16 protein-coding genes are annotated in these 26,541 nt (G+C 43.2%); 2 read left to right on the top strand and 14 right to left on the bottom strand.

Annotation, left to right across the window (positions count from 1 at the left end):
• Positions 1-32 precede the first annotated feature (32 nt).
• The 8 genes from H580_RS25070 to H580_RS0121145 all read right to left on the bottom strand — a co-directional run bounded on the left by H580_RS25070 (position 33) and on the right by H580_RS0121145 (position 8,054).
• Positions 33-1,142 carry a glycosyltransferase family 1 protein gene (locus H580_RS25070; RefSeq protein WP_051217627.1) on the bottom strand — a complete coding sequence of 370 codons (1,110 nt, stop codon included), beginning with the start codon at positions 1,140-1,142 and terminating at the stop codon, positions 33-35.
• The gene (locus tag H580_RS25065; protein WP_051217626.1) at positions 1,139-2,317 is read right to left on the bottom strand and encodes a glycosyltransferase; all 1,179 of its coding nucleotides are present in this window, start codon (positions 2,315-2,317) and stop codon (positions 1,139-1,141) included. Before H580_RS25065 ends, H580_RS25070 begins: the two co-directional genes overlap by 4 nt.
• Positions 2,318-2,338: 21 nt before the next feature.
• Positions 2,339-3,322: an SDR family oxidoreductase gene (locus H580_RS0121170; RefSeq protein WP_028596563.1), complete on the bottom strand. Its 984-nt coding sequence runs from the start codon at positions 3,320-3,322 to the stop codon at positions 2,339-2,341.
• Positions 3,323-3,326: 4 nt separating this feature from the next.
• Positions 3,327-4,625 carry a nucleotide sugar dehydrogenase gene (locus tag H580_RS0121165; RefSeq protein WP_036605604.1) on the bottom strand — a complete coding sequence of 433 codons (1,299 nt, stop codon included), beginning with the start codon at positions 4,623-4,625 and terminating at the stop codon, positions 3,327-3,329.
• Positions 4,600-5,760 (bottom strand): glycosyltransferase family 4 protein, encoded by a 1,161-nt coding sequence (locus H580_RS25060; protein WP_051217625.1) that lies wholly within the window; start codon positions 5,758-5,760, stop codon positions 4,600-4,602. The genes H580_RS0121165 and H580_RS25060 overlap by 26 nt, the downstream gene beginning before the upstream one ends.
• Positions 5,761-5,794: 34 nt before the next feature.
• On the bottom strand, positions 5,795-6,475 hold the full coding sequence (locus tag H580_RS0121155; RefSeq protein WP_028596561.1) for a CpsD/CapB family tyrosine-protein kinase: 681 nt from the start codon (positions 6,473-6,475) through the stop codon (positions 5,795-5,797).
• Positions 6,450-7,205 (bottom strand): YveK family protein, encoded by a 756-nt coding sequence (locus H580_RS25055; RefSeq protein WP_036605603.1) that lies wholly within the window; start codon positions 7,203-7,205, stop codon positions 6,450-6,452. The genes H580_RS0121155 and H580_RS25055 overlap by 26 nt, the downstream gene beginning before the upstream one ends.
• 84 nt (positions 7,206-7,289) lie before the next feature.
• Positions 7,290-8,054, bottom strand: a complete 765-nt coding sequence (locus H580_RS0121145; protein ID WP_028596560.1) for a tyrosine-protein phosphatase — start codon at positions 8,052-8,054, stop codon at positions 7,290-7,292.
• Between the two features lie 297 nt (positions 8,055-8,351).
• Between H580_RS0121145 and H580_RS0121140 the strand changes: the two genes are divergently transcribed.
• Positions 8,352-9,380, top strand: a complete 1,029-nt coding sequence (locus H580_RS0121140; protein WP_028596559.1) for an LLM class flavin-dependent oxidoreductase — start codon at positions 8,352-8,354, stop codon at positions 9,378-9,380.
• A 218-nt stretch (positions 9,381-9,598) separates the two neighbouring features.
• Here H580_RS0121140 and H580_RS0121135 read toward each other — a convergent pair whose 3' ends face one another.
• Positions 9,599-9,958, bottom strand: coding sequence for a hypothetical protein (locus tag H580_RS0121135; protein ID WP_028596558.1), 360 nt, complete (start codon positions 9,956-9,958; stop codon positions 9,599-9,601).
• A 105-nt stretch (positions 9,959-10,063) separates the two neighbouring features.
• Positions 10,064-16,837, bottom strand: coding sequence for a non-ribosomal peptide synthetase (locus H580_RS0121130; RefSeq protein WP_245583620.1), 6,774 nt, complete (start codon positions 16,835-16,837; stop codon positions 10,064-10,066).
• A gap of 1,279 nt (positions 16,838-18,116) precedes the next feature.
• Between H580_RS0121130 and H580_RS0121120 the strand changes: the two genes are divergently transcribed.
• A complete protein-coding gene (locus tag H580_RS0121120; protein WP_028596556.1) occupies positions 18,117-20,324 on the top strand; it encodes a discoidin domain-containing protein in 2,208 nt (735 codons plus the stop codon).
• Between the two features lie 169 nt (positions 20,325-20,493).
• Here the strand turns inward: H580_RS0121120 and H580_RS0121115 are convergent, their stop codons facing one another.
• From H580_RS0121115 to H580_RS0121100, 4 genes are all read right to left on the bottom strand, one after another.
• Entirely contained in the window at positions 20,494-21,525 is a 1,032-nt protein-coding gene (locus tag H580_RS0121115) for a quinone oxidoreductase family protein (RefSeq protein ID WP_051217624.1), read from the bottom strand.
• Positions 21,526-21,733: 208 nt separating this feature from the next.
• Positions 21,734-23,896: an alpha-amylase family glycosyl hydrolase gene (locus H580_RS0121110; protein WP_028596554.1), complete on the bottom strand. Its 2,163-nt coding sequence runs from the start codon at positions 23,894-23,896 to the stop codon at positions 21,734-21,736.
• 82 nt (positions 23,897-23,978) lie between these two features.
• Entirely contained in the window at positions 23,979-25,736 is a 1,758-nt protein-coding gene (locus H580_RS0121105; RefSeq protein WP_028596553.1) for a glycoside hydrolase family 13 protein, read from the bottom strand.
• 296 nt (positions 25,737-26,032) lie between these two features.
• Positions 26,033-26,443, bottom strand: coding sequence for a hypothetical protein (locus H580_RS0121100; RefSeq protein WP_028596552.1), 411 nt, complete (start codon positions 26,441-26,443; stop codon positions 26,033-26,035).
• Positions 26,444-26,541: the final 98 nt, after the last annotated feature.

Raw genomic sequence — 26,541 nt, 5'->3', positions numbered from 1 at the left:
GAGCGCATTGCACCAATCCACGCTTACTTTCCTTATACGTTATATAGTTGTAACAGTCTGTTAAGACTGCTGTCCACATCATACCCCCGCTCAGCCAGCTTAACTCCTGCCTCCTGTTGATTACCTTGTCCCCGCTCGATACAACTTAGCAATTCGTGTGCCCAAGCCTGCGCTCCCGCGGACAATTCCATAAACGTAACCGTTTCTGCACCTACATCGGATTCACGTGTTACTCCTGTAGATACAAGGCATGGGATCGCCGCGGCTTGCGCCTCTAAGAGTGTGACAGGCAAGCCTTCAAAGTGTGATGGCAGCAAATAGAGATCAAATAAATTCATCAATGCAGGAATATCCTCACGTGAGCCAATCAACATAGCATGCTTCTCAAGCCCTTTCTTACGAATGGTTTCCTCCAGCTCAGATCGTAGTGGTCCATCCCCAACGAATACAAATCGAAACGGTATACCTGCATGATGGCTCTTCAATTCCTCCGCGATTTCCAGCATAAAATGATGATTCTTCACTGGCGACAATCTGCCTACATGACCAATGACAAGACAATCGCTTGAAATATTCAACTCTTGCCTCAGTTGCTCCCGCTCCCACGGAGAACGATTCGTATACTCCTCGGGACGGATCGCATTTAACAGGATGGAAAAGGAACGGTCTCCATACATAAATGCTCCTGCATCTTGTCCGCAGGCAATCAACTCAGTCGCTTGCCCAATCGACAACGTCTTTAGCAACGGCAATATGGCCTTCTGCCAGCGCTGTTCAACATTACTCGTATGAATATGACAGATGCGCGTATCGATTCCCGCCATCCGAGCAGCTAATAAGGCAAACCCACCTTTGTAGCCATTATGAACATGAATGGCATGGTAAGGCCCCTGCGTTTGGATCAGTTTCTTGAGCGCGCGCATGTAACGAAAGATGCCCTGCTTCTTCATATATTCAAAATAAAAAACATGCCCACCCATAGACACAATCTCATCATGCAAATGACCGCGATTGAACGATGCAAAGTCAAACTGAATTCGTTCTTTATCAAGTGCACGGTACAAATTCATCACCATAGATGTAATGCCACCAAATCCGGTTGACGGAATAATATGCAGAATACGCTTCAACTCTTTGCTCATCCTTCGTACATCCTTCCGCTTTCATTTATCGCAAAGCTACCGCCTGAGAGCCCATACGCGCGTTGAATACGGTCAGCCGCATGCTCTAGCATAAATCCTCTTCTGAAAAAGGCTGCTCGTATCTCATCAGAACTTGGGCGCATGGTATTGGCTTGCTTAAATATAGCCTGCATCCAAAAAGGCATCGGCTCATTCAAGTCTACAAATCTCACCGTACCAAGTCCCATATCCACTTCAACTGGCAGAGCAGATGATAGCACACAAGCGGTACCTGCCGCCTGCGCCTCTATGGCCGCTCCTCCTAATCCCTCGTAAAGAGATGGCATAATAAATACATCAAGCATGCGAACGAGCCGCGGAACGTCATCCCTAACACCAAGAAAATGTACGTAAGCAGCAAGCCCAGCTTCAATAACTTGTCGCTCAATCTCTAATCTTTGTCCCCCGCTTCCAATGAGAACAAGCCTTGCATCAATACCAGTTCTGCGTAAATTCCCTAGCAATCGAACTAAAAACGTTTGATTTTTCACGGTTCGAAAGCTTCCAACATGCCCCAGCAAAATGCCGCAAGGTGGAATGCCTGCCTGCTGCCTTAGAATGAGCGGATTCAGTTGGTTGACTTGTTCATACGCGGACAAGTCTATAGCATCGGGCACAAGCTCTACTTTCCCTTGCTTCATGGCATGTTCGCCAAACAGATACTTACCTGCCGCCTGACTAATCGCAAGCAAACGTGTTGCACAAGATGCGATAAGCAGCTTACCAAGCAACAGGCCAACACGTTTATGGGGCGATGCTGACTGTGATGTGCCAGTCGTTCGCGCATGACATACTCGATGGGGAATGCCAGCCATGCGAGCAGCCAGCGCCACTAAGCCTTCATGATGTGCCGTATGAGCATGCACCGCTTGAAAAGGTCCCTTTGTTTTCATTACCTGATACATATCCTGCATATGGCCGATTAAGCTCTCTCTCGGGTGGCGAACAATAAACCTCCTCCCCCCCAACTTAGCGATCTCATCATCAAAATAATGCTTCCCACCCTCTAAACTAAGGAAGTCGAATTGAATATGACTGCGGTCCATATAGCGATACAAATCCATAATGCGGGATTCAGCACCGCCTTTGTCCATTCTTGCAAATACATGCAGAACGCGATAAGGAGCATGAGCCATTCATTAAACCTCCCTTTCCAATTAGCGATTGAAATAGGCTCGATACCATGCAGCAGCCGCATCAAATCCCCGATGGAAATTCCACTCCGCCGTATAGTTCAATAACGAACGGGCTTTGGAAATATCCGCAAGACTATGCTTAATATCACCTTGCCTATCAGGCCCATAATTCGGTGAATACGGGATAGATAACTGTTCGCACATCATACGAAGCATATCAGCTATCGTGAACGATTCAGCGCATGCAATGTTGAAAACCTCGCCATTTGCCTCGTCACCAGCTGCACAAGCTTTCAGATTCGCCTCTATTACGTTATCAATATAAGTAAAATCCCTTGTTTGTTTTCCATCTCCATTTATCGTAGGCTGCTGACCATCCAATAAGAGCTTTGCAAACAACGGAATAACTGCCGCATAGGCGGAGTATGGATCTTGTCTTCTACCAAATACGTTAAAGTATCGCAGCCCGACACAAGGCAATTGATACAATCTTGCATACAAAGAGCCATAATATTCATTCACTGCCTTCGTTATCGCATAAGGAGACAATAGCTGCCCTTCTTGACCTTCCACTTTAGGCAGCTGTTCTGCATCCCCATACACCGATGAAGAAGAAGCATAGACTACCTTCTTCACCGTACCTGATAAGCGTGCTGCCTCGAACACATGAAGTGTTCCAACAATATTATTTTCGTCATAAAGGACAGGCTCTCTAATAGAACGTGGTACAGAACCAAGCGCTGCCTGATGAAGAACATAATCAATCTGAGTACAAGCTTGACGACATGCAGCAGCATCACGGATATCGCCTTCTATAAATGTAAAGTTGGGATCGTTCAAGAAGCATTCCACATGCTCCTTTTTTCCTGTTGAAAAATTATCAAGTCCCCTCACTTTCATTCCCTTCTGGAGAAGAGCCTCCACCAGGTTGGAGCCAATAAAACCAGCTGCTCCCGTTACAAGGAACTGCGTACCCGCTTGAAATGTAACATCACGATATCCCATTCGATTACAGCCTCCAATAGGTAAAGCCTTTGGACTCTGCCTCACGTCGATTATAGATTCCTTTTACATCGATAAGCACCGAACGATGAGGCTCATACAACGCACGAAGCTCATCTAAAGCAAGGTTCACATACTCCTTATGATTTACCGCAACAATGACAGCATCAACTAACGGGATTTCATGAGCTAATTCAATCCCATATTCGTTGTACAGCACTTCACGATCTGCATATGGGTCCATAACTACGACATCGATATGATACTGCTCCAGTTCGCGAATCATCGCAACGACCTTGGAATTGCGAACATCGGGAACATTTTCTTTGAAAGTCACGCCCATAACGAGCACTTTAGCACCTTTAATCGAACAATTATCGTAGATGAGCTGCTTAACTAGACTATCCGCTACGTATTTGCTCATATTGTCATTGATTCGTCTGCCAGCCGTAATGACCTCAGGATGATAGCCTATTTCCTCTGCCTTATATGTTAAATAGTAAGGATCAACACCGATGCAATGCCCGCCGACTAAACCCGGCTGAAAGTTCACAAAGTTCCACTTCGTCCCCGCTGCCTTCAATACTTCTAATGTATCAATGCCAAGCCGATTAAAAATAATCGAGAGTTCATTCATAAACGCAATATTAATATCACGCTGCGCATTCTCAATCACTTTAGCTGCCTCTGCTACTTGAATAGAAGGAGCCCTGTAGACTTCAGCTTTGACGATCAACTCATACACGCTAGCTATCGTCTCTAACGATGCTTCGTTCAGCCCAGCAACAATTTTGACAACTGTTTCAAGTCGGTGAACGTTATCACCAGGGTTAATACGTTCAGGCGAGTAACCAACTTGAAAATCTAGGCCAGCCTTTAATCCAGAACCCTGCTCCAAAATAGGGATACATATGTCCTCTGTTACCCCTGGATAAACCGTAGATTCGTATACGACAATCGTTCCTGCTTGCAAATGGCGGCCTACAGTAGAACTAGCACTTATTAAGGCGCTTAAATCAGGCTTATTGTGCTTATCAACAGGTGTCGGCACCGCTATAATAATAAAAGAAGCCTCATTCAAATGAACCGGGTTGCTTGTAAACCTAACCTTGGTCACGCGAAGGTTGACGTCTCCTACCTCATTCGTCGGGTCTATTCCCTGCTGATAAAGACTAATCTTAGTCTCGCTGCTATCATAACCAATCACATTCGCATGTTGAGAAAAGGCCACCGCTAACGGCAAGCCCACATACCCAAGTCCGACAACTGCTATTGATCGTTTATAATCTTTGATCGCCTCCAACATATTTGACAGCCTCCATCGGTTGGATTTGCATCGTATCCATAATGACTTGATTCACTTTGTCGACATCGTATTTATCACGAACCATTCGTAAACTCTGCTGCGACATCCACCTTAACTGCTCCCTATTCTCAATCATCCAGATCATTTTCTCAGCAATTGCCGTCGTGTCTTTAGGAGGAACGAGAAAACCGTTCATTTGATCGACTACCGTTTCACGGCATCCCGGGGCATCTGTCGTAATAATGGGGCGACCTGTCGCCATCGCTTCCAGCACACATCGAGGTGTTCCTTCGTGATAGGACGGCAAGACGAGCACCGAACATTGCTGCAAGTAAGGACGAACATCTTCGGTTGCACCCATATATTCAATAGCACCTTCTTCTACGAAGCGCTGCAGTTCATGCTGCGAAATTGCAGTTGGATTCGTATCAAACGGACCGAGTACAAGACAACGAGCGTGCGGATACTGTTGTCTTACAAGCTTAGCTGCATCCATGTACTCTCGAATTCCTTTATCTCTAAGCAGCCTACCAACGAACAAAAATACATCCTGCTCAGGTAAAGGCTGTTCGGTAAAAACAGTCAAATTAACGCCAGAGCCATTAATAAGTGAAGGCTGCTCCGCACGAATCAGTCTCATCGTGCTCATTGCTTGCCTATCATCTGGGTTTTGAAAAAACACTCGTTTGCAGCAAGCTAGTGCCAGTTTGTATTGTGTCTTTAAAATAAGTTTAACGATCATCGTCTTTATCGAGGATTTACGATGGCTATGTAGGATAGATCCAAGACCAGCAACTAATGCATATATGCGATTGACTCCCGTTAATTTTGCCGCCGTACATCCGTACACGATTGATTTCGCTTGATAGGCAAACACAATATCAGGCTTAATTTTATTTATAATCCGAATCATGCGGATAAAGGTTCTCAGATCCTCCAGTGGGTTCATGCCCGTACGAGCAATAGGTATAGCATAATAAGCAATTCCCAGCGCTTTGAACTTTGCCTCCCACTGCTGTCCATGCTCAGGGGCTATTGCGATAACTTCATGACCATTTCTCTGAAACGCCTTGATCATGTCCAGTCGAAAGATCAAAAGAGAGGATGCTAGACTGGATATCAATAACACTTTCATCGCTTCCACCTCGCACGATTCACAGTGTGCTTATTTATGAGTCCCTATAGTAGTGATACCGGCTGCTCACCTTCGATTTGTACTGGTTAAGTACCGTTCCTAGTAAGTTCGCATTGACCAATTCAAGATTCGATTTTGCTTTTCTTATCTCCTCACGCTTAATTCTGCCGTACTGGACAACAAGCAGCACTCCATCGCATTTGGCGGCCATAATTTGAGCGTCTGCTACAAGCAGCACTGGCGGAGTATCAACAAATACAAGGTCGTACTGCTCACTGAGTTCTGTCACAAGAGTCGTCATGCTTGGTGAGGACAGCAGCTCTGATGGATTTGGCGGAATTGTCCCTGCGGGTATAACTTTCAAATTTGGAATGCCACTCTCCAAAATGACGTCTTCCAAACGAGCTTGCTGAGCTAATACATTCGTCACACCGACTCGATTGGATAACTGGAAAAATTCATGTATCGTCGGCTTTCTCAAATCCGCATCAACAATAACGACTTTCATATTGGACTGTGCGTAGGCGACTGCTGCATTAACAAGTGTTGTAGATTTCCCTTCCCCTTCTCGGGCGGAAGTAATCATAATGGACTTCATCGGACAATCGATCGAGGAGAATTGAATATTCGTTCGCAGTGTCCGATATATTTCTGAAATCGGAGACAGCGGGTTATATGCCGTTATCAGTTTAGACTTTCGCGTCAATCGTGACATCGCTCCCCGCTCCTTCCCCATGAATAGTTGCAATGTTTGATTTGATAAGTTTCGTTTCTCGAATGATGTGTACCGTTGCTAGTACAGGCAAGTTAAGCAGCCGTGCCAACTCCTCCTCACTTTTAACGGTGTCATCCAATACCTCAAGTAATACAAATAGAGCAACGCCACCTATCAGCGCAATCATAAAGGTAACTGCTGCATTAAATACCATATTGGGACTAACCGGGACAGGAACCGCTTCTTCATTAGCAAGTCCTAGTATGGATACATTATCGATATTCATCAGAGAAGGTATCTCACGTTGAAATGCGAGTACAATAGCGTTCACCGTCTTCGCTGCTTGGCTGTAATTTTCATGCTGGTAAGAGATTGTTATTACTTGTGTTGAACTTGCGGAGTTCACTTCCACATGACGAGATAATTGTTCAGGAGTTTGTTCGATATCAGGATAAGTCGCCGTCACCTTTTTCATCATCGCAACCGTCTTTAATATCTCTTTATAGGTGTCAATGAGCCTTAAATCCATATTCACTTCATTGATACTTATCGAGGATTGCCCTGTCGCATCGGTTGAACTGATAATGATTTGGCTGCTGGCTTCATACTTAGGCTGCAATAGATAGAAACTGATCAGCCCTGCACCTACAGAGGCAAGTAGAACAATACTACCTAACCACCAGCTTCGCTTACGAATAACTTGTAATATCTCTTTAATACCTAACTCCATACTCTTCCTCCTATCACGTCAATTGAGCCCTCCAAAATGACGATATCCCGTGAGTTGTCAAATCATTTAGGGTTTACAGTCTCACTACCGAGACATGCGCCATATTGAACTAGATAGCACAGGCTCCTGAACCGCGATGTCTTTGTTTTGCAAGACGTTACTCGCGTTCAGCCTATAATTTTGAACGTAATACTCGCCTAGCACTTCCTCTATTTGCTGATAAGATGTTGCAAGATCAGGCGGCCTTGAACGACAATTGTGGCAATCAGACGCGATAAGCTGAATAAAGTTTTGTTTGCACAATTTCCATGCCAATTTCCTAACTTTCGAACCAAATCTGCCTGTTAATGAACCGGCTGTTACTTGACAGAGTGCACCCTCACGAACAAGCTCGCCTAATTGAGCTAAATCCTGCATAACCCCAGCGTTACGCTCTGGATGAGCAATAATTGGAACATGTCCAAGCAACCTCAACTCATAGAACAAATCCCGACAGGAGGAAGGAATATGGGTAGCTGGGAGCTCGATTAATATGTATTTGGAGTCACACAAAGAGAGCAATGTTTGGCCTTCCATCCAATCCAACAACAGACGATCATACAGTTGAATTTCTTGCCCTGCATACACCTTTACATCGACACCTTGCTGCTGAAGCTCTTCATTCAAACGTGCAGTGGCCATATGGATGATATCGGCTTCGTTACGGTATCTCCCGTTCCGATGATGAGGAGTTGCAATCATAGCCCGTATACCTTGTGCATATGCAATTCGTGCCATTAATACAGCGACTTCAAGTGAAGGGGCTCCATCATCAAGGCACGGAACAATATGTGTATGTATATCAATCATTGCATTCCTGACTCTCCTCATCGACGAATCTACTGTTTAGTTATGTATATAGACAAGGCATCTTCTTTATGAGCTCCGAATACATTCCGCACCAATAAAAATATTCACGTTATCGTTACGGTCTATCATGAATTGGTCCAGCTATGTTGTCACGACTCCATGTTTACTTTATAATTGTTAGTACATTACTGGTATTAAGCTAAAATGTGAGTAGATAGCCATTCATTGCTTACATTTTTGATTTCATTATTAACATGCCATAAAGCGATTACCTAGAGAGCAGGTGACCTATAAAATATGGAACAACCATCACAACCCACTAACAAATCTCTATCACATATTCCGTTGTCCGTATTGGATCTATCTCCTATCGTGGAAGGCAGTACGGCTGCCGAATCTTTTCGGCGAACTGCAGACTTAGCACGACACGCAGAAGCATGGGGCTACCAAAGGTATTGGTTGGCGGAACATCATAATATGCCTGGCATAGCAAGTTCAGCCACTTCCGTACTTATCGGGCATGTAGCCGCAAATACAACGACCATCCGAGTAGGATCAGGCGGTATTATGCTGCCCAATCATGCTCCACTCGTTATTGCAGAACAGTTCGGTACGTTAGAATCCCTCTACCCGAACCGCATTGATCTAGGCTTAGGCCGAGCACCGGGTAGCGACCAACTTACAGCACAAGCACTTCGTCGCGATACAGGCCGCAATGGGCAAGAATTCCCTGAGCTGCTGGATGAGCTGCGCAATTATTTGCGGCCTGCCTCACCACTTGAGAATCGAGTTCGCGCCGTGCCTGGCGAAGGCCTCCACATACCGATTTGGCTGCTTGGTTCAAGCGGTTTCAGCGCAAGACTAGCTGGAGATCTGGGACTTCCCTTTGCCTTTGCCAGCCATTTTTCGCCTGAAAATACACGTCCTGCCCTAGAAGTGTATCGGAACCACTTCCAACCATCAGAAGTGTTGGATGCACCGTATGTTATCGTAACGGTCAATGCTATAGCAGCGGATACCGATGCAGAAGCAGAACGATTGGCGACCTCAGCGCAGCAGCAATTTTTGAGCCTCATTCGCAATAGGCCTCAGAAGTTACAGCCTCCTGTGGACAGTATGGATGAGCATTGGAGCGAGTACGAAAAAATGCTCGTGCAGCGCACGCTCTCCACATCGATTATCGGCAGCCCAGCTACCGTCAAGCGCAAACTGAGCGAGCTGTTAGAGGCAACAAATGCTAATGAAATTATGATCAACAGTCAAATTTATGATCATGACGCAAGGCTTCGTTCATTTGAGTTACTGTCTAACGTCCGCACAGAATAGATTTGGATATGAAGTATATTTGTCTTTCCCATACGGGGAATCCAGTGAAGTGAAGGTTATTACTTCTATGGCGCAAGACGCAAAAAAGAGGGTGCAGAAATTAGCTTCTGTTCCCTCTTTTCCATATGCCGCTGCAAAAATAAAAAACTGCCCATTCGAATGAAACGGGCAAGTCTACGAATCTATTCATTAACATGTATTATAAAATAGGCTTGGTCTTATATAGAATCAAGATATTTTTCTGCATCTTCATAGCCTTGAACAACGTTGAAAGTACCGCCAATCTCTTTAAGCAGACGAGTCAATTGCAGCTTCGAGAGCACATTACCGACAATCATGGCAGTGCCTTTAATTTTCTTTTCTGCCATATAAGCACGAATGTCAGCAAGTGAATTATTCACCTCTAATTTACCTGGCTGTGCATTCACCATATCAAAGCAGAGCGTGTATCCTTCCTGCATTTGACTTACACACACATAAAGGGCTTTTTCATACTCTCTTGCCTCTTCCATACTCATCATACCTTCTAGCTTTATGTAAAGTCGATTTTTAGACACATCGCAACTTACTTCAAACATATCAGTAATCCCCCCCTAGTGTGAGTTATCTCAATATCCACTATCCATATTTAAAATATTGTTTTCTCTATCTATGTTTTCACATAGGAATAGTCAACCTTCCAACTACTCCAATGGTAAAAATCCAACCTCACGACAGTGCCTCAGCATTGCAGAAATATGTTTATGATTCGGGGCATCCCAACGGAACCCAAGCTGCGCTAATGTTAATACAGTTAACTTCGCAGTCAATTTAAATGTAGTGTTGTTCTGATTCTCGGCCATCCAGCCGTTATGCAGCAATATAGTTTCAATGGCCTCTGAATAAACGCCTAGACAATACCGCTCATAAAGTACATCTAGAAATTCCTCAAATGAAGTTGCAGCTACATCATATCCCTCACAATTGGCTGCCAAATCAGTCATGGCGACCAAGTTCGGATTGAATAGATGGAATGTGCGTTGATAGATCGCCGGCTTATTAAATATAGTAACGAGTGCAAGGCTGACCTGATCAACAAAAGATAAATCTATGTTTGCTTCTGTTTTCGGTACGACACCAAGCTGCATATAAGATTTCAAACTATTATAGAACGCATTGTCTTGTATGTTCTGCTGAAACTTACCGCTTTCAGAATCAAATACAATGTTTCCAATACGATAAATATTCGCAATAAGCCCTTTCTTTCTTGCATCATGCACAACTTTCTCGGCCTCGAACTTCGTCATTACGTAATAATTATCAAACTGTTGACCAACATCAAGATCATTTTCTGTAAATAAGATAGCCTCTGTACCCGGAATCGTCCCCATCCCAACCGACATTGTCGAGATATGATGGAACACCTTCGATTGTACGTCCAAGGCAAATTGGATCAGGTGCTTCGTTGCCGTGACGTTATTACGTTCAAACGCTTCATAAGGTCCATAGTGCTTTACATTCGCAGCCGCATGGACAATACAATCTACATCTGCTGCTAATTGATAATAATTTGCATCATCCATACCAAATTGAGGCATAGACAAGTTGCCATTAATAACATAAATTCGTTCTTTAAAACAGCGAACCCATGCAGAGCCAAAGTAGTAGTTTAACTTTGCATAAAGTCGCTCTCTGGCATGCTCCGTACACTTTCCTCGCACAATTACAGTAACTTGAGCATCTGTTCGCTCGATTATGTCGCGCAATAAGTAACTTCCCAAGTAACCCGTACTGCCTGTCACTAATACATTGCAGTATGTGTTTGACTCATGTAGAGCGACAGCGGACGTTTGCTCATTATAAAGCGCAATACGTTCCATGTATTGATGATTTTGTGATTCCAGCAGCTCGTTCCAATCTGTGCCCCTAGTCCATTCATACTGCGCACGTTCACGAAGCTGCGACAACTTTTCCTTCATATGATTGGGGCGGTACTTTATCTGTTTGGCCAACTGACGAATCGTCGGATACTGAAAAACATCGCTGACTTCCACTTCATAGTCGAGCTTCAATTGAGCAATTAAAGAAATTGCATTTAAAGAATGACCACCCAATTGGAAGAAGTTATCTTCCACACTCACTTCCGTTATACCAAGCAATTCCTGCCATAGCTTAGCAAGTTTATGTTCCTTCTCATTTGCAGGAGCAGCAAAATCATCTAAAAATGAGGGTCCATTTTCCCTAGGTACAGGCAGCTTTGCACGATCAATCTTCCCATTCATCGTCAAAGGCAGCTGCTCGAGAAAAAGGTAATGTGTTGGTATCATATATTCAGGCATGTACGCTGACGCATAGTCATACAAATCTTTACTCGTCACGTCTTGATCAGCCACAATGTAAGCACACAGTGACTTTGAACCTGATTCCTCCTCGATAGTAGTGATCAACACTTCTCTAATTTGCTCATGATTGCGGAAATATTGCTCGATCTCACTTAGCTCTACTCGGTATCCACGAATTTTTACTTGATGGTCTTTCCGACCCAGAAACTCTAGATGTCCATTTGGCAGCCAACGCACCATATCGCCAGTCTTATAGAGCTTCTCATCCGTTCCTATCGTGCTATTAACAAATGAAGCATTCGTGAGATCTTCGCGATTCAAGTATCCTTTAGCTACCCCATCACCACCAACCCACAGCTCCCCATTAACACCTATAGGTTGCAAGGCACCAGCCCTATTCATGACATAAGCAGTCGAGTTGGCAATTGGCTTACCGATAGGGTTTAACCCTTCGCCTTCATGTTGAAGTTGAAGCTTATAACATGTTGAAAAAGTCGTATTTTCGGTCGGTCCGTAAATATTGAACAATGAAATCGGTGCACACTGTTCTGCAACTCGTACAAAATGTTTCCAACTCATCGATTCGCCACCAACAAACAACTGCTTTACCGGTAAAAACACACTTGGATTTCGATCTACAAGCTGATTAAATAACGCTGTAGTCAAAAACATAATCGTAACTTGATGCTGTCTGATGGCCTTGCCTAATTGGTCAACGTCCAAAATAACGGTCTTATCTACGAGCACGAGACGCAATCCATTCAATAATGCTCCCCATATCTCAAATGTTGACGCATCAAACACAAGCGAACCCGTTTGTAATAGGCAATCGTCTGGTTGAAAATGAACATAGTCTGTGTTCTGTACGAGACGAATTACATTGCGATGGGTGATCATAACCCCTTTCGGTTTACCTGTCGATCCAGAAGTATACATCATGTAAATTAAGTGGTTGGGACTTAGCATCTCGCCAACATTCTCTGTTGGATGTTCTTTAAGTTTAGGGTCATTCAATACAATCGTATTTACTGTAGTCGGTAATCGATGAACAAGTTCCCTTGTACACAACGCCAATACGGCTCCGCTGTCTTCGATCATATAATGAATTCGTTCCACAGGATAATCAGGATCAATCGGTACATAGGCAGCACCAGCCTTTAGTATGGCGAGCACACCTACGATCATGTCAGCCGAACGCTCCGCAAATAAGGCTACTGCTTGCTCCACTGCAACGCCATTACTACGCAAGTAATGTGCCACTTGATTCGCTTTCTGGTTCAATTGCACATAGGTAAGCTTGCAATCCTTATACTCTACAGCCACTTTGTTCGGTGTTCTCAGCACTTGCTGCTCAAATAATTCAACAACAGAAGCATCACGCGGATACGTGCTAGCCGTGTCATTAAATTGCTCGATAATCTGCTTACGTTCTAACCCTGTCAATATATTCAATTGACCAATTACCAGTTCAGCATTGGCCGTTACTTCTTGCACCAATTGAACGAAATGACCCGCAAGACGGGCTATTTTCTCATACGAAAACAGTTTTGTATCGTATTCGAACGTAAGTGACACGATTCCGGCTTGCTCTATCGCTTCCAGGGTTAGGTCGAACTTAGACGTACCATTGTGAACAGGTACTTCTGTACATTTCACACCTGGTAACTGAATGTCTATACCGCCCATGTTCTGCATAACAAAAACAGTGTTGAACAGCATATTGCGGCTCATATCAGGTTTAAACTGTATTTTTTCAAATAACTGCTCTATAGGGTAATCCTGATATTCATAGGCATGCAGCAGTGAATCCTTCATCTCTTCTAAGAAATGAGCAAATGATTTGGATGCCTCTGGATAAGATCGAATCGGCAGCGTATTCACGAACATCCCTATCATGTCATTACATTCCGCACGTGTGCGAGATGCTGCTGCACAACCTACAATGACATCTTCTGTATCCGCATATCGTGCCAACAGAACATGATAAACAGACAATAATACCATGTATATCGTACAGTTCCGTTCCTTAGCAAACTGTCGCAATGCAACCGTCTGCTCAACGGATAATTGCGTACGAACAACCTCACCCTCGAACGACTGTATACGTGGCCGATGGAAATCAAGTGGCAAGTTTAACTCGGGCAGTTCTCCATTAAGAACATCTAACCAATACTGTTCTGCCCGCACATCGAAATGAACATTGGCTTGCCACTCGGCATAATCTTTGAATTGCAAGCTAGAGGGAGCTAATACGTTGCCAGCGTACAGTGCGCTCAACTCTTCGGCAAAGATGCGCAGTGAAGTACCATCAAATACAATATGATGAACATCCAGCAAAAAAAGATGCTCTTCTCCTGCAAATGACACCATCGCCGCTTTTATTAATGGTGCTCTCTGAAGTTCAAACCGATGGTTGAACCATAATGCTAACTCAGTAATCGACTGCTCATTCAACTGCTCATTTGTTCGATCCTCGTAATCCATTTCAAATACAACATCTTCTACAGTTGCAATTCGCTGACCAATTTCGCCATTCTCATAATGGAATGATGTACGCAGAGCCTCATGTCTCGCAATAAGCTGCTTCAATGCATGGAACAATCGTATGCGGTCAAGCTCACCTTCAAATTGATACAAAAGTGGAATATGATACGCTGTACCAATGCCATCACGCTGCTGCAAAGCGAACATACGACGCTGAGCTGGGCCAAGTGTATATAGTGGTTTTTCAGCAGCAGCTTGAATCTCAACTCCAGCTTGCTTGCCCTGCTGATCTATTTGTAGTGCCATATCTCGAAGTATAGGCGCTTCAAAGATTTGCTTAAAAGTAAGAGTCAGTCCACAGGCTTTGGCCATTAGCGTCTGTATGCGTGAAACTTGCAGCGAATGACCGCCTAAGTGAAAGAAATGATCCCCTACCCCGATAGAAGTGCAACCTAACACCTCTTCCCAAATACCTATTAACATTTGCTCGGTTACTGTGCGTGGAGCGATATAGTTGTCCAGCTCTCGGCTCTGTTTTTCAGGCTGTGGCAGCCTCTGACGGTCAATTTTACCGTTAATCGTTAGAGGCATTCGCTTTAAGAACATATAGTAACTAGGAAGCATGTAGTCAGGTACATGATGAGCCAAATATGAACGCATCTCAATGGCGGACATCTCATTTTTCGTAACGATGTAAGCGCATAGCGCATTTTGACCTGGCGTTTCTTCAAAATCAACGACAAGTGTTTCCACTACTGACTCATGCTGTTGAATCCACGTTTCAATTTCCCCTAGTTCCATCCGATAGCCACGAATCTTGACCTGATGGTCAGATCTACCTACGAATTCCAAATTCCCACTTGGAAGCCACCTTACTAAATCACCTGTCCTATATAGTCGCTCACCGGATACAAATGGACTAGGTATAAACTTCTCGACCGTCAAATCAGCACGATTAGCATAACCACGGGCAACACCTTCACCTCCGACCCACAGTTCACCAACTGCACCAATTGGCTGAAGTTGACCGTACTTATTTACAACATAAGCAGTTGAGTTCGCAATTGGCTTCCCAATAGGAATCGCCCCCACTGTGCTGCTTTCAAATTCATACCAAGTCGAAAAAGTCGTATTTTCAGTGGGACCATAAATGTTAGCTAACGCAATTGGTGCACTCTCTGAAGCCACCCGCAGCATATGCTTCGGACTCATCAGCTCTCCACCTATAAATAATTGTTTAATAGGTAAAAACAGACTAGGGTTACGATCTGCCAATTGAATAAATAACGCAGTAGTTAAAAACATTGTCGTAACCTGATGTCGCCGAATAGCAGCTTCCAACTGAATCGGATCCAAAATAACCGCTTTGTCTACTAGCACCAGCCGCAATCCATTTAATAGAGCTCCCCAAATTTCGAAGGTAGATGCATCAAACACAAGCGAACCTGTCTGCAAAATACAGTCATCCGCTCCAAATGCTGCATAGTTCGTGTTCTTTACTAGTCGAGCTACATTGCGATGTGTGACCATTACTCCTTTTGGCATCCCCGTAGAGCCGGATGTGTACATCAAATAAATGAGATCCGTCGCTTCATTTACCGGTTCAGGATTAGTGGGTGGCTCAGCTTCTAAATCGGAAGAAGTGATCTTTACTACCTTATTTCCCATTGCCAGCAGTTCAGGAAAATGTCCGTTGGTCAGCACAAACTGTGCTCCGCTATCCTGCAACATATACTCGATACGATTCGTTGGATAATCTGGATCGATGGGAACGTACACCCCACCTGCTTTTAAAATAGCTAAAATGCCAATAACCATATGTACGGTACGCTCAGCTACGATTGCCACCTTTTGCTCTCTTTCCAAGCCTAAACGACGAAGTCGATGCGCCAACCGGTTAGCCATTTCGTTAAGAGTAGAATAGGATATCTCCATCTCATTGTCCGTCATGGCTACTTGATTCGGGGTCTTCAGAACCTGTTCTTCGAACAACGCAGAAATGGTTTCAAATCTTGGAAAAGCAGCCGATGTATCGTTCCATTGCACCACGAGTTGATCTTCTTCTGCTTGCGTCAACACTTTCAACTCGCCAAGACGTTTACTAGGAAACTTATCCATCTGTATAAGAAGCTGTTCCCAATGATTTTTCAGTTGCTCAACAGTTGTGTGTTGTAATTGATTCAATCTACAATAGATTAAAAGCTGCTGTGGTGCTGCATCACCGTATTTGTAAATGAATCGGCAGTGTAAATCTCCTTCTAGCTCAGCTAAAGTCGTATTGGAAGAGGTATTGTTTAAATCACTAATCCAACAATAGCTATAGACTGAATTCTTCACAGGTACATGATTTGTATACTGATCTTTACCACAACATTGAATGCCAATTTCCATCTCCGCTAGCATGTTATTGGTTATTCTATCTTCACTAACATTGACTTCAGCGGGTTCTGGCTTCTCACATGCCGCAACATACAAGCTTATCTCATTTAAATTGAAATGCCGTGTCAACAAAGCCCCCCACGCCGTACATACAACAGCTTCTGGTGATACGTCCTGCTTATTGCAAATTGAACGTATGGCTTTAGCAGCCATTTCGGAAATGGTATACGTATACGCCTCATATCCGCGCAATCTTTCAACTGTTACGTCCACAACAGGCAAAGCGTTCAACCCCTCTGATTATACATAATTAGATTCATATGTGAATATATTCATATATTAATGATGTTATTGAATCTAATTTTGTTTACTAGCCTCCCCGTTATAGTGGTGCAATGTTGTTCTCACCTATGTTGTACTTGTATATATTACGACAAATATCGACAAAAACAAATAAACTATCATACTTACTAAGTATGACACCGTTCTCTAGCATAAATGGCTAAAAGAACAGGAAGAGAGCTGTATTCATTTACACTATAATACTTTGGAACTATACTTTCCGCAAAACAGTATATGTAAAATCAATACGAAATCTTAACGTAAATTGTGGAAACCAGTCAGAAATTTGTATGTTAATCCGACAAAAAGTGACAAAAAACTTAATTATCTGCTGACTACTATAACCACCCCATCTTCTTCATTTCTGCACATACCCGTATGACATTTATGGAATATAATCATTTCAATTATTAAATTTGTGACATATTCACGACGAATTCTTTACAAAAATAATCAAAAAACATTCATTTTAGTGATTTTTTTACTAGTTTTGATCTAGCGTACCTATCTATCCATGTGCTATGCTGTTGGCTAGAATCACAGAAAACAATGTTGTCACCTAACGAAATATGTAAGCGATTCCATAATTGACGCCACTGCTTGGAACAACTTATCTTTTAAGTGATGGTGCAACAAACACCATTGCGTTCCAGCATTCTATAAAGTGGTCTTACCTAGTGAATGGCCACATTTAATTCCCACTTTGTTGAAAGTTGGCTAGTCTATCTAGCCGGGAGGTGAAACCTTTTAACATGAGAACCGCACTCTAGTTCAGCTGTACGTTTAGTCTTTCGTTAGTCCATCTAGAAGTTACCTAACCGTTGAAGCATGATCTTCGCTGCTTTGAACTTCATTTTGTCCATATGCAACGTTTTTTGCCGCATGATTTACATAATATTCTTTTTTACACAAGTATGTTCACTCCTCTTTATCTTACTCCACTACAGTCAAGACAACTACACTGCTAGATGCCATAAGAAAGCTGCGTTTCAATTGAAATGTCGTAGTCCTACAATGCTCAACTATGTTCACCCCCTTCCTTCGATATGTTTAAATTCCTAGTTTACATCTATCATTTACAGTCATGGCAATCTGTTCATCTTCTATTTTCAAGTAGACTGATGCTTCTTCAAGATGCCTACATACCCCTTCATTACGAACATGATGCATGTGAAGCTCAGACGCACCATATTCTTAGGAGGTAATGATAGTGGAACAAACAAAGTCCGTATTTAAAAAATGGCTAATGTCTTTTATGCTCGTCACGCTAATTATCACGATGGTTGGAGGGCAAGTTCTGGCCTATGTTGCTCCTCCCACAACTGTAACTGATTCTACCTATCTTCCTGATGGCTCACTCCTACCTACCGCTCCAGATGATATTGTTGCTCCTACGGCTGTCGCTCCAAATGAACCAAGTATTACGCTGACTGCGGATGATGAATTCGAGGTATACCATAACGGAGTCAGAATTGGTGCGGGTACTAACTGGAAACAAGCGGGTACATTCCCACTAAAAGTGACACAAGGTAAAAACGTTATCGCAGTAAAAGCAAAAGATCACGGAATTTATGCTGGTCTACTCGCTGAGATCAATGCAGGCCCAGACGATATTTTCACAACTGATTTTAACTGGAAGTCAACAAGCAATTTTGCAGAAGGATGGCATTTGCGAGATTTTAACGACACAGCATGGCAGCGCGCGAAAGATTTCGGATCTTACGGGATAACTCCATGGGACAAGTATGTAGTAGGTATGCCAGCTGATACAGCTGCAAAATGGATTTGGCCAGGTGATACCAACTACTCGACTCCTGTGAAGGAAGCTTACTTCCGCTTCGAATTCATCATCAATCCAGATGGTTCTTCGGGTGTTGCTAACCCCATTACAAGTGTTGGCTCGTTTAGCAACGTAACCCATCAATTAAAGAGCACAACAGCAGTAATGCCTGCTAGTGTCAAAAACCGCTTAGATATTAAAGAGAACATTTTCGAAGACGAAGCTGAATCTGGAAGCTTTGTTTTGACTCAGGAAGAATATAGACAAATTACGCCAAGCCTTGCTGCGGGCAAGATTTATTTCGATGGAGCAAGCAATAAAGCAATCAAAATTTCGCAAGTGCTCCAAGATGGGACGAGCTTTAGAGTTGATTATGCAGCCCCAGCACTTGACGAGCTGCTCGAATATTACGATATCCCAGAGCAAACGGTAGAAATAGCAGAATCCAACATCGTATATCCCGCAGAAAAAATGTCTTTGGCAGACCATGATCTAACTGTCTTATCCCCAACTTCCACGGGCTGCGGTAAAGTCGGCAATGATTTCACTTGTAACTTCAACAAAGTGCTCGTAAATCAGACCGGCACGAACGGCAAAGTGTATGTAGAAGCTAGCGGCAGCATCACCCTACAATTCCCTAAAGTATCGGCTGTCTATAACCGCAAAAAATACGATGTGAAGTTTACTGCAGGTGAAAAAGCAAAAGTTACCCTCAAGGGTGAGGCCAAATTCCACAAAGAAGTAAAAGTGCCTATCTTCGGCTTCAACATTAAGGCAGGAAGTTTAGCAAGTGCTTCTGTAGGCGTATTTTTAGTTATTGGTGTCGATGGCAGCGTTACATTTGAGTTTGTCGTTGATCAAGGCTACTTCGTTGAAGCAGGGATTAGAGGCAAGAACTTCTTCTGGATACCCATTTCATTTAAACCATATGCAAATACCACGAGATATCTCAACATCACCCACAATATCGAAGGGCAGATTAAGGCTTGGGCTGGCGTAAAAGCTGAAGTCAGCTTGAAAATTGCGAAGTTAAAGGTTATAGCCGTAAGCGTCTTTGCCGGGATAGAAGGACAAGGAAAATGGACAAGTAACACGAATGTGTCCTCCCACTTCTCTCTCACCATCGACGCTCTCGTAAAAGGTGAAGCTACTGTGCTCAACAAATATTTCAAACTGTTTGAATTCCGCTGGAATCTAGTTAAGCTCGAGAAAAAACCACCAACGAACAATACCAACTATGCTTTAACAGCAACCGTTTCTGCTGATTCCACCTTCCCTGGATATTCTGTTCTTAAAATAAAGGATGGCGATCGCAATACTGCGCTCGGGCAGAGTCATAGCTGGGCTAATAACCAGTATACACCTCTACCACAATATGTTTATGTCGACTTCGGCCAATCCCGATCGATTAACCGAATTGATCTCTATACAACAGCTACCTATGCCATATCCAAATATGATCTTCAATATTGGAATGGCTCCGCTTGGGTACAGCTAGCAACAGTTACAGGCAATACAGCTAGCCATCGTACGCACAGCTTTAACGCTGTTAATACGACCAAAATCCGTGTTTCTGCTCTACTTGGACCAAGCCATCAACAGGGATATGTTCGAATTAATGAATTAGAAGTATATTAATATCGTTGCAAACTTGTACAAGTAAATCCGAAGGCTCCGTCTATATGCTCTGGACGGAGCCTTACATTTGCTTATATGCCTTTGCACAGAACTCGTTTGAACAGTATATTAGCTTAATAGCTCCTATACTCTTACTACGATGAGAACCACCTATGCTAAATAACCCATTCTACATTTTCAATCCAATGTTCCCAAACTGCACCCCTGCCTCCATTCGTTTAAAAGCTTGGACGGCTTGTTCCAATGGGTAAATTTGATCAATCACAGGACGAATACGATGCCTTTCTACAAACTGAAGCATCTCGCGAAACTCTTCCGCACTTCCCATCGAAGTTGCTAAAATACTGTATTGATTGCGAAACAGCGTTGACAGCGAAATCTCAACTTTATCTCCTGAAGACCTACCGAATTGAACCACTCGTCCACCTGGAGCTAATACCTGTAAAAATTGCGTAAACACCGCAGGACCAATACTATCAATAATCAAGTTGACCGGCTCACCGTGCAAGCTCTCGCCCCAATCGCAATCACTGGCTAACACATGATCCGCTCCTACTTCCAGAGCTCGCAATCGCTTCTCCTGGCTTCGGGACGTAACCGTTACTTTCGCTCCTGCCGCTTTAGCCATCATAAAAGCATAAGTGGCTACCCCTCCACCAATTCCCGTTATGAGCACATGTTCCCCTGACTTCAACTGTCCGCGTGTAAATAAAGCACGGTAAGCAGTGAGCGCGGCTAATGGAAGTACACCGGCCTCTTCCCAAGTCAGATAGGCGGGCTTCTTTTCAATGCATGTAACAGGCACGACAACATACTCCGCAAATGTACCTTCCGATGGATATCCCAAAATAGTAAGTGTTTCAGGAATCTCATTCGTATGCACCCAATTCAAAGTCGGATGAATGATGACCTCATCTCCAACTTGAATATGTTCAATCCCCTCTCCTACAGAAGCCACGATACCTGCTCCATCTGAGCCAAGCACAACAGACTGATGAAGGTCACTTCGCTCCTTCATAATGAATAAATCTCGATGATTTAATCCAGCTGCTTGAATTCGCACACTTACTTCACCTGCTTTGGGCAGCTTATTCACCGTTGTATGCAAACAAAGCCCTTCTGAACCATTCACTCGTTCATGCACAATTACTCTTGCATTCTCTTGCCGAGCTGTATTCACATTGCAATCTCTATGCTTCATACAGTCTTCCTCCTAGTGTAAGTACAAATAGATAAATTCTTATAGCGTAAGGTTAACAAAAGAAGGAACAGAGCGGAAATAGCATTATGGAAGAGGGGTATAACGAATTGTTATACCCGATTAAAATTCCAGAGCATTTACAAAAAAATAAGCCGAGGAATTGTTTTCCCTCGGCTTACTGTGCACTTATTACTTCATTTTCTGCCAATCACTGATGCTGCCAATTCACCATAACCGTATCCGTCCCACTGATAGGTGTCGTATACGTACGATTCCTCCCGCCCTCCCAGCTAAGATGGCTGCCTTTCTTTTTCAAAAACTTATATTGAATTTGTGTGTCCGCGGGCAGACTCACATCTATATACCAATTCGGGTACTTATACATGACTTGATTATACATTGGACCAATTGCACTTTCAGCTTCCCATAACCCTAACTCAAATATATTTCCCGATAGATATACATTCTGCCCCATATCTGTATTCGCACCTTGAACGACAAACCGAACACTCACTTGAGGTGCTGTCTGCACTTGAATGGATGAATAAGCAGTGCTCGTCGAACGTCTTGCTGTTTCTACTACCACATCATAGCGTCCTGCACGATGCGTAGGATGAATTTGACGAATTGGTGGAACCTTAACTTCGATGTGTGTATTTTCCCATGATAGTATGTCTGCCCCATCTAGCCTTACACCGCCAATGTAAACAATTCCTTTTTCAGAGCCAAATCCACGTCCATCTATAAATATCTTTTGTCCCGGTGCTACCATTGTTGGGCCAACATGCCCGATAACAGGATTTGTTTCTTCCACTGTGTATTGCCATACCGCAACAGCCCCAGCATTCAATTTGAATGGAGCAACTGATCCACTCGTTAACTTTAATTCAGATCCATTAAGCAAACCACCAAGCATATCCTGATATTCACCATTTGGCAATGCTGTCACCAATCCGCTAATATGCGCAGCACTGCTTAAGTTTCGATTGATCGCAACCAATGCAACACTATTCCCAAATTTACGCTCATAAATATATACATCATTATTGAGCCATCGTTCTTTAGTCGTGCCATAAGCAAATGCGGGATTTATTTTTCGAAGCGGCCCTAACTTTCCCATCACTTTATAAGCTGTTGTATTCGTCAAGAAAGATGACATTCGTGCGCGATTGTCCGGATCATTGCCCCCGGTCATATATTGCTCGGTCCCGTAGTAGACCGCTGGGACACCACGTGATGTTAATGTAAATGCCAATGCTTGCTCAAGCATACGCTTATTGGCTTTGTTTACATGGAATCTCTCCATATCATGATTGTCTAAAAACGTAACCTGATCGTTTACATACTTGTAATCTTTAGCCGTACTAACGATCATATTATTCAAGCTTTGCATCGTTTGGGTTTGGTCACGAAATACTTGACGAACCGTTTGAGCGAAGCGGAAATCGAGCAAGCTCATTCCGCTCTCATTTGCAAATGTATGATTATCAGCACTTACTTCATTTTCTCCAAGGAACCATTCACCGAACGTAAACACTGGCGCTTTACTGTAAATGGAAGACATCCAGTTTTTCTGCCATCCAAACGGCATGTGTTTGACTGCATCTACGCGTATGCCGTCCACACCCATATCAAGCCAAAGCTGAATGGCATCTTTAAAATACTTATCCACGACCGTATTGTTATGATTTAAGTCTGCAAGGTCGTAAAGATTGCGATAAATTCCATCTTCAATTGTCGAAAAATCGGTTCCTAGATTATGATGAAAAATACGGGACGTATCATTCGTATAACCTGCAACTAACGTTCCATTATCGTATAGCCTTCCATTGTCGCCAAAGTTAGGATCTGTCTCCATTGCAGGCGAGGTATGATTCGGTGCGAAATCAATGATGATCTTAATATTTTTCGAATGTGCTGCTTTAACCAATTCCTTAAATTTCTCCATCGTACCATGAGCAGGGTTCGTTTTCTTAAAATCACGCGCCCAGTAACCATGGTACGATGTATTTTGAACACCAGCGTTGTTGATGACATCATAAATATTTTCTACAGGCTGAGAGATCCATAACGCAGTGACACCCATTCCAGTAAAATATCCGTCGTTAATATTGTTGATTATCCCTTGCCAATCTCCCCCACAGTACTTTTTCAAGTTTTTGCAGGTCCCATCGAATAGTGAACCTTTCGGGTTATTGCGAGGATCACCATCATGAAATCGATCAGTGACAATTTGATAAATTACATCTGTGCTAAAGTTAGCAGTATTCGTAACGGCTGTGTCTGGAGCAGCCTGCAACGGTTGTGGTGTCGTCCACACTAATAGAAGTGCAAAGATCGTTAAGAGCCACGCACTCCAACGAGATAACATGTTCATTAGGTATCTCCCCCTAGGCATACGGTACATTTCGTTTCAATGGACATTGCATACCAACAACCGTTGCTATATTTGCTTAATTCGTCTGCATGAATACAGCAAAACCATATGCATCTAGCTGAACGGTCAATGCATCTCCAACATGAGCAATTGTAGCATCTGACGTCAATTTTGTCTGCCATGATTGCCCATCAAACGGCTCCCCTACACGAATAGAAGTACTCTCAGATGAAGCATTAATCGCGATCAGGAATTGCTCGCCAGAATCACTCCAGCGCTCATACAACAATACACGTGAATCGGACTCTGCTTGCAAGAAACGAATATTTACAGATCGCATCGCTTCATGATTGCGACGCAATGCGATTAGATTGCGATAAAACTCAAATAATTCTCTGTCCTGCTTCTCTACATCCCATTCCATACAGCGACGGCAGTCTGGATCTCCTTTTCCAGCCAATCCAACTTCATCCCCGTAATAAATACAAGGGACTCCTGGATGAGTAAATTGGAACAAAGACGTCAGCTTCATCCTGCGCTTATCATCATCACAAAGCGTCAACAATCGCGGCGTATCATGGCTGTCCAGCAAGTTAAACGCTGCTTCCGTAGCTTGCTGCGGGTAATTAGCAAGCTGTGTTCCGATCGCACTTGCAAACTCTGCCGCATCACCTATCTGTTTTGCAAAAAAGTCATTTACTGCATCCGTAAATGGATAGTTCATTACAGCATCAAACTGGTCACCTTGCAGCCAAGCCATCGAATCATGCCAGATCTCGCCCAAAATATATGCTTCTGGATTTGCTTGCTTCACCACTTGACGGAACTCACGCCAGAACTGATGATCGACCTCATTCGCTACATCTAGGCGCCATCCATCAATACCAATTTCCTCGATCCAATATCGAGCTGCTTCAAGTAAATATGCCTTCACTTCTGGATGTTCCGTATTGAGCTTCGGCATAATGGGTTCAAATGCAAACGTTTCGTAAGTAGGAATGCCTTCCTCCACTCGCAGTGGATATTCGCGTACGTAGAACCAATCTTTATACGCAGATTGCTCTCCTTTTTCCAACACATCTACAAACGGCGGGAATGTTTTTCCTGCATGGTTGAACACAGCATCAAGCAATACGCGAATGCCGCGAGCATGACAAGCCTCAACCAACTCTTTCAGCTTCTCGTTAGACCCAAAATGAGGATCAATCTTCATGTAATCTCGTGTATCGTATTTATGATTCGTCGTTGCCTCAAAGACAGGTGTGAAATAAATCGCCGTGATACCCAGCTCATTCAAATGATCGAGATGCTGAATAACTCCTTCCAAGTCTCCGCCGAAGAAATTCGTCGGTGTAGGCTCTCCCCCCCACGGCAGTACATTCTCTGGGTCATTCGACGTATCTCCATTCGCAAAACGCTCGGGGAATATTTGATAGAACACAGCTTCTTTCACCCAAGCAGGCGGCTCAAAAATATCTACTTTGTTCAAGTATGGGTATTCAAAAGACTCAAAGTACTCTTTAGATAGCTCTTTGCGGAATCCACGTTCTGTCAAATACCACTGTTCCTTAGCATCCACAAAACGAAACGCATAACGAAGACGGCGGAATGGAGGCTTATATGCGGCTTCCCAATAATCGAATAGTGCATCAGACGTAAATTTGCGCATCGGAACATACTCCGTCATACGTTCAAACGCATATTTATCAACAGCAATCAGATCAACTGCATCAACATCATTTTTCTTCGTACGAATCCGAATATGGACCGTTTCTCGGTCATATGCATAGGACCAACCTTGTTTTGAACGGTGATAAATTGCTTCTAATTGCATATTCATTCAGCCTACTTTCTATCCATATTGTGCCACCACAAAAACGCAAACAACCCCGTTCTCCGAAGAAAACGGGGTTGTTATCTGGTGTCGTTAATCGTATCATCTCACGACACTAAATAAGGCATGGCCCTTGTGTTAGCGTATACATCTTATGCCTTTATTGTATACAAGATTGAAATCTACGTTCAAACGCCATTTATGTATGTAGAAACGAGTTAAATAGAGATTATGCGCTTTTTTCGAGAGAATTCTAATCATTTCGTAATATTATGCTTACTTAAGCAGGATTACAATTATTTGGTTACAAGCAGGCTCTCAGCTGCATCCTTTACTCGTATGTCTATATATTCGTCTTTCGCCACATAAAATATCAATACATTACCAACCTGAAACGTAGTATGCGGAACTAGCTTCATCTTTGCTGTCTTCTTTGTAAAATCCTCATATCCTTCTTGAACTGCCTCACAGGAAGGATACACATAAATACTAATAGATTGGTGCTCATCGATCACATAGTGTTCCGGCAAAATTTGATTATATCTTTCTGTAAAAACAGAATGTTTATAGGAAAGCTTATCAGGTAGTACAATTCCATGCTCCCCTAAGGAAGCTTTCACCTGATCCGCTGTAAGTCTTATTTTTTTGTCGGTACATGCCATTAGAACAAAGCTTAGTATGAAGACGATGACTGTTATCTTTTTCACCGCATGGCCCCCTTTAATATAAAGACGTATTAAAGAGGTAAATAGTTTCAAAAAAAAATTAAAAACCGTGAAACCGAAACATTACCTTTACCCTAATC

Source organism: Paenibacillus assamensis DSM 18201 (assembly GCF_000422445.1).
In the GTDB taxonomy this organism is placed as follows: domain Bacteria; phylum Bacillota; class Bacilli; order Paenibacillales; family Paenibacillaceae; genus Paenibacillus_B; species Paenibacillus_B assamensis.
The sequence above is the reverse complement of the archived record's forward strand: the minus strand, read 5'-3'. Positions and strand labels throughout refer to the sequence as shown.

Bases quoted from the DNA above. Each gene is read 5' to 3' on its own strand.
- H580_RS25070 (WP_051217627.1), bottom strand. From the start codon at position 1,142: ATGAGCAAAGAGTTGAAGCGTATTCTGCATATTATTCCGTCAACCGGA.
- H580_RS25065 (WP_051217626.1), bottom strand. From the start codon at position 2,317: ATGGCTCATGCTCCTTATCGCGTTCTGCATGTATTTGCAAGAATGGAC.
- H580_RS0121170 (WP_028596563.1), bottom strand. From the start codon at position 3,322: ATGGGATATCGTGATGTTACATTTCAAGCGGGTACGCAGTTCCTTGTA.
- H580_RS0121165 (WP_036605604.1), bottom strand. From the start codon at position 4,625: ATGTTGGAGGCGATCAAAGATTATAAACGATCAATAGCAGTTGTCGGA.
- H580_RS25060 (WP_051217625.1), bottom strand. From the start codon at position 5,760: ATGAAAGTGTTATTGATATCCAGTCTAGCATCCTCTCTTTTGATCTTT.
- H580_RS0121155 (WP_028596561.1), bottom strand. From the start codon at position 6,475: ATGTCACGATTGACGCGAAAGTCTAAACTGATAACGGCATATAACCCG.
- H580_RS25055 (WP_036605603.1), bottom strand. From the start codon at position 7,205: ATGGAGTTAGGTATTAAAGAGATATTACAAGTTATTCGTAAGCGAAGC.
- H580_RS0121145 (WP_028596560.1), bottom strand. From the start codon at position 8,054: ATGATTGATATACATACACATATTGTTCCGTGCCTTGATGATGGAGCC.
- H580_RS0121140 (WP_028596559.1), top strand. From the start codon at position 8,352: ATGGAACAACCATCACAACCCACTAACAAATCTCTATCACATATTCCG.
- H580_RS0121135 (WP_028596558.1), bottom strand. From the start codon at position 9,958: ATGTTTGAAGTAAGTTGCGATGTGTCTAAAAATCGACTTTACATAAAG.
- H580_RS0121115 (WP_051217624.1), bottom strand. From the start codon at position 21,525: ATGAAGCATAGAGATTGCAATGTGAATACAGCTCGGCAAGAGAATGCA.
- H580_RS0121110 (WP_028596554.1), bottom strand. From the start codon at position 23,896: ATGTTATCTCGTTGGAGTGCGTGGCTCTTAACGATCTTTGCACTTCTA.
- H580_RS0121105 (WP_028596553.1), bottom strand. From the start codon at position 25,736: ATGCAATTAGAAGCAATTTATCACCGTTCAAAACAAGGTTGGTCCTAT.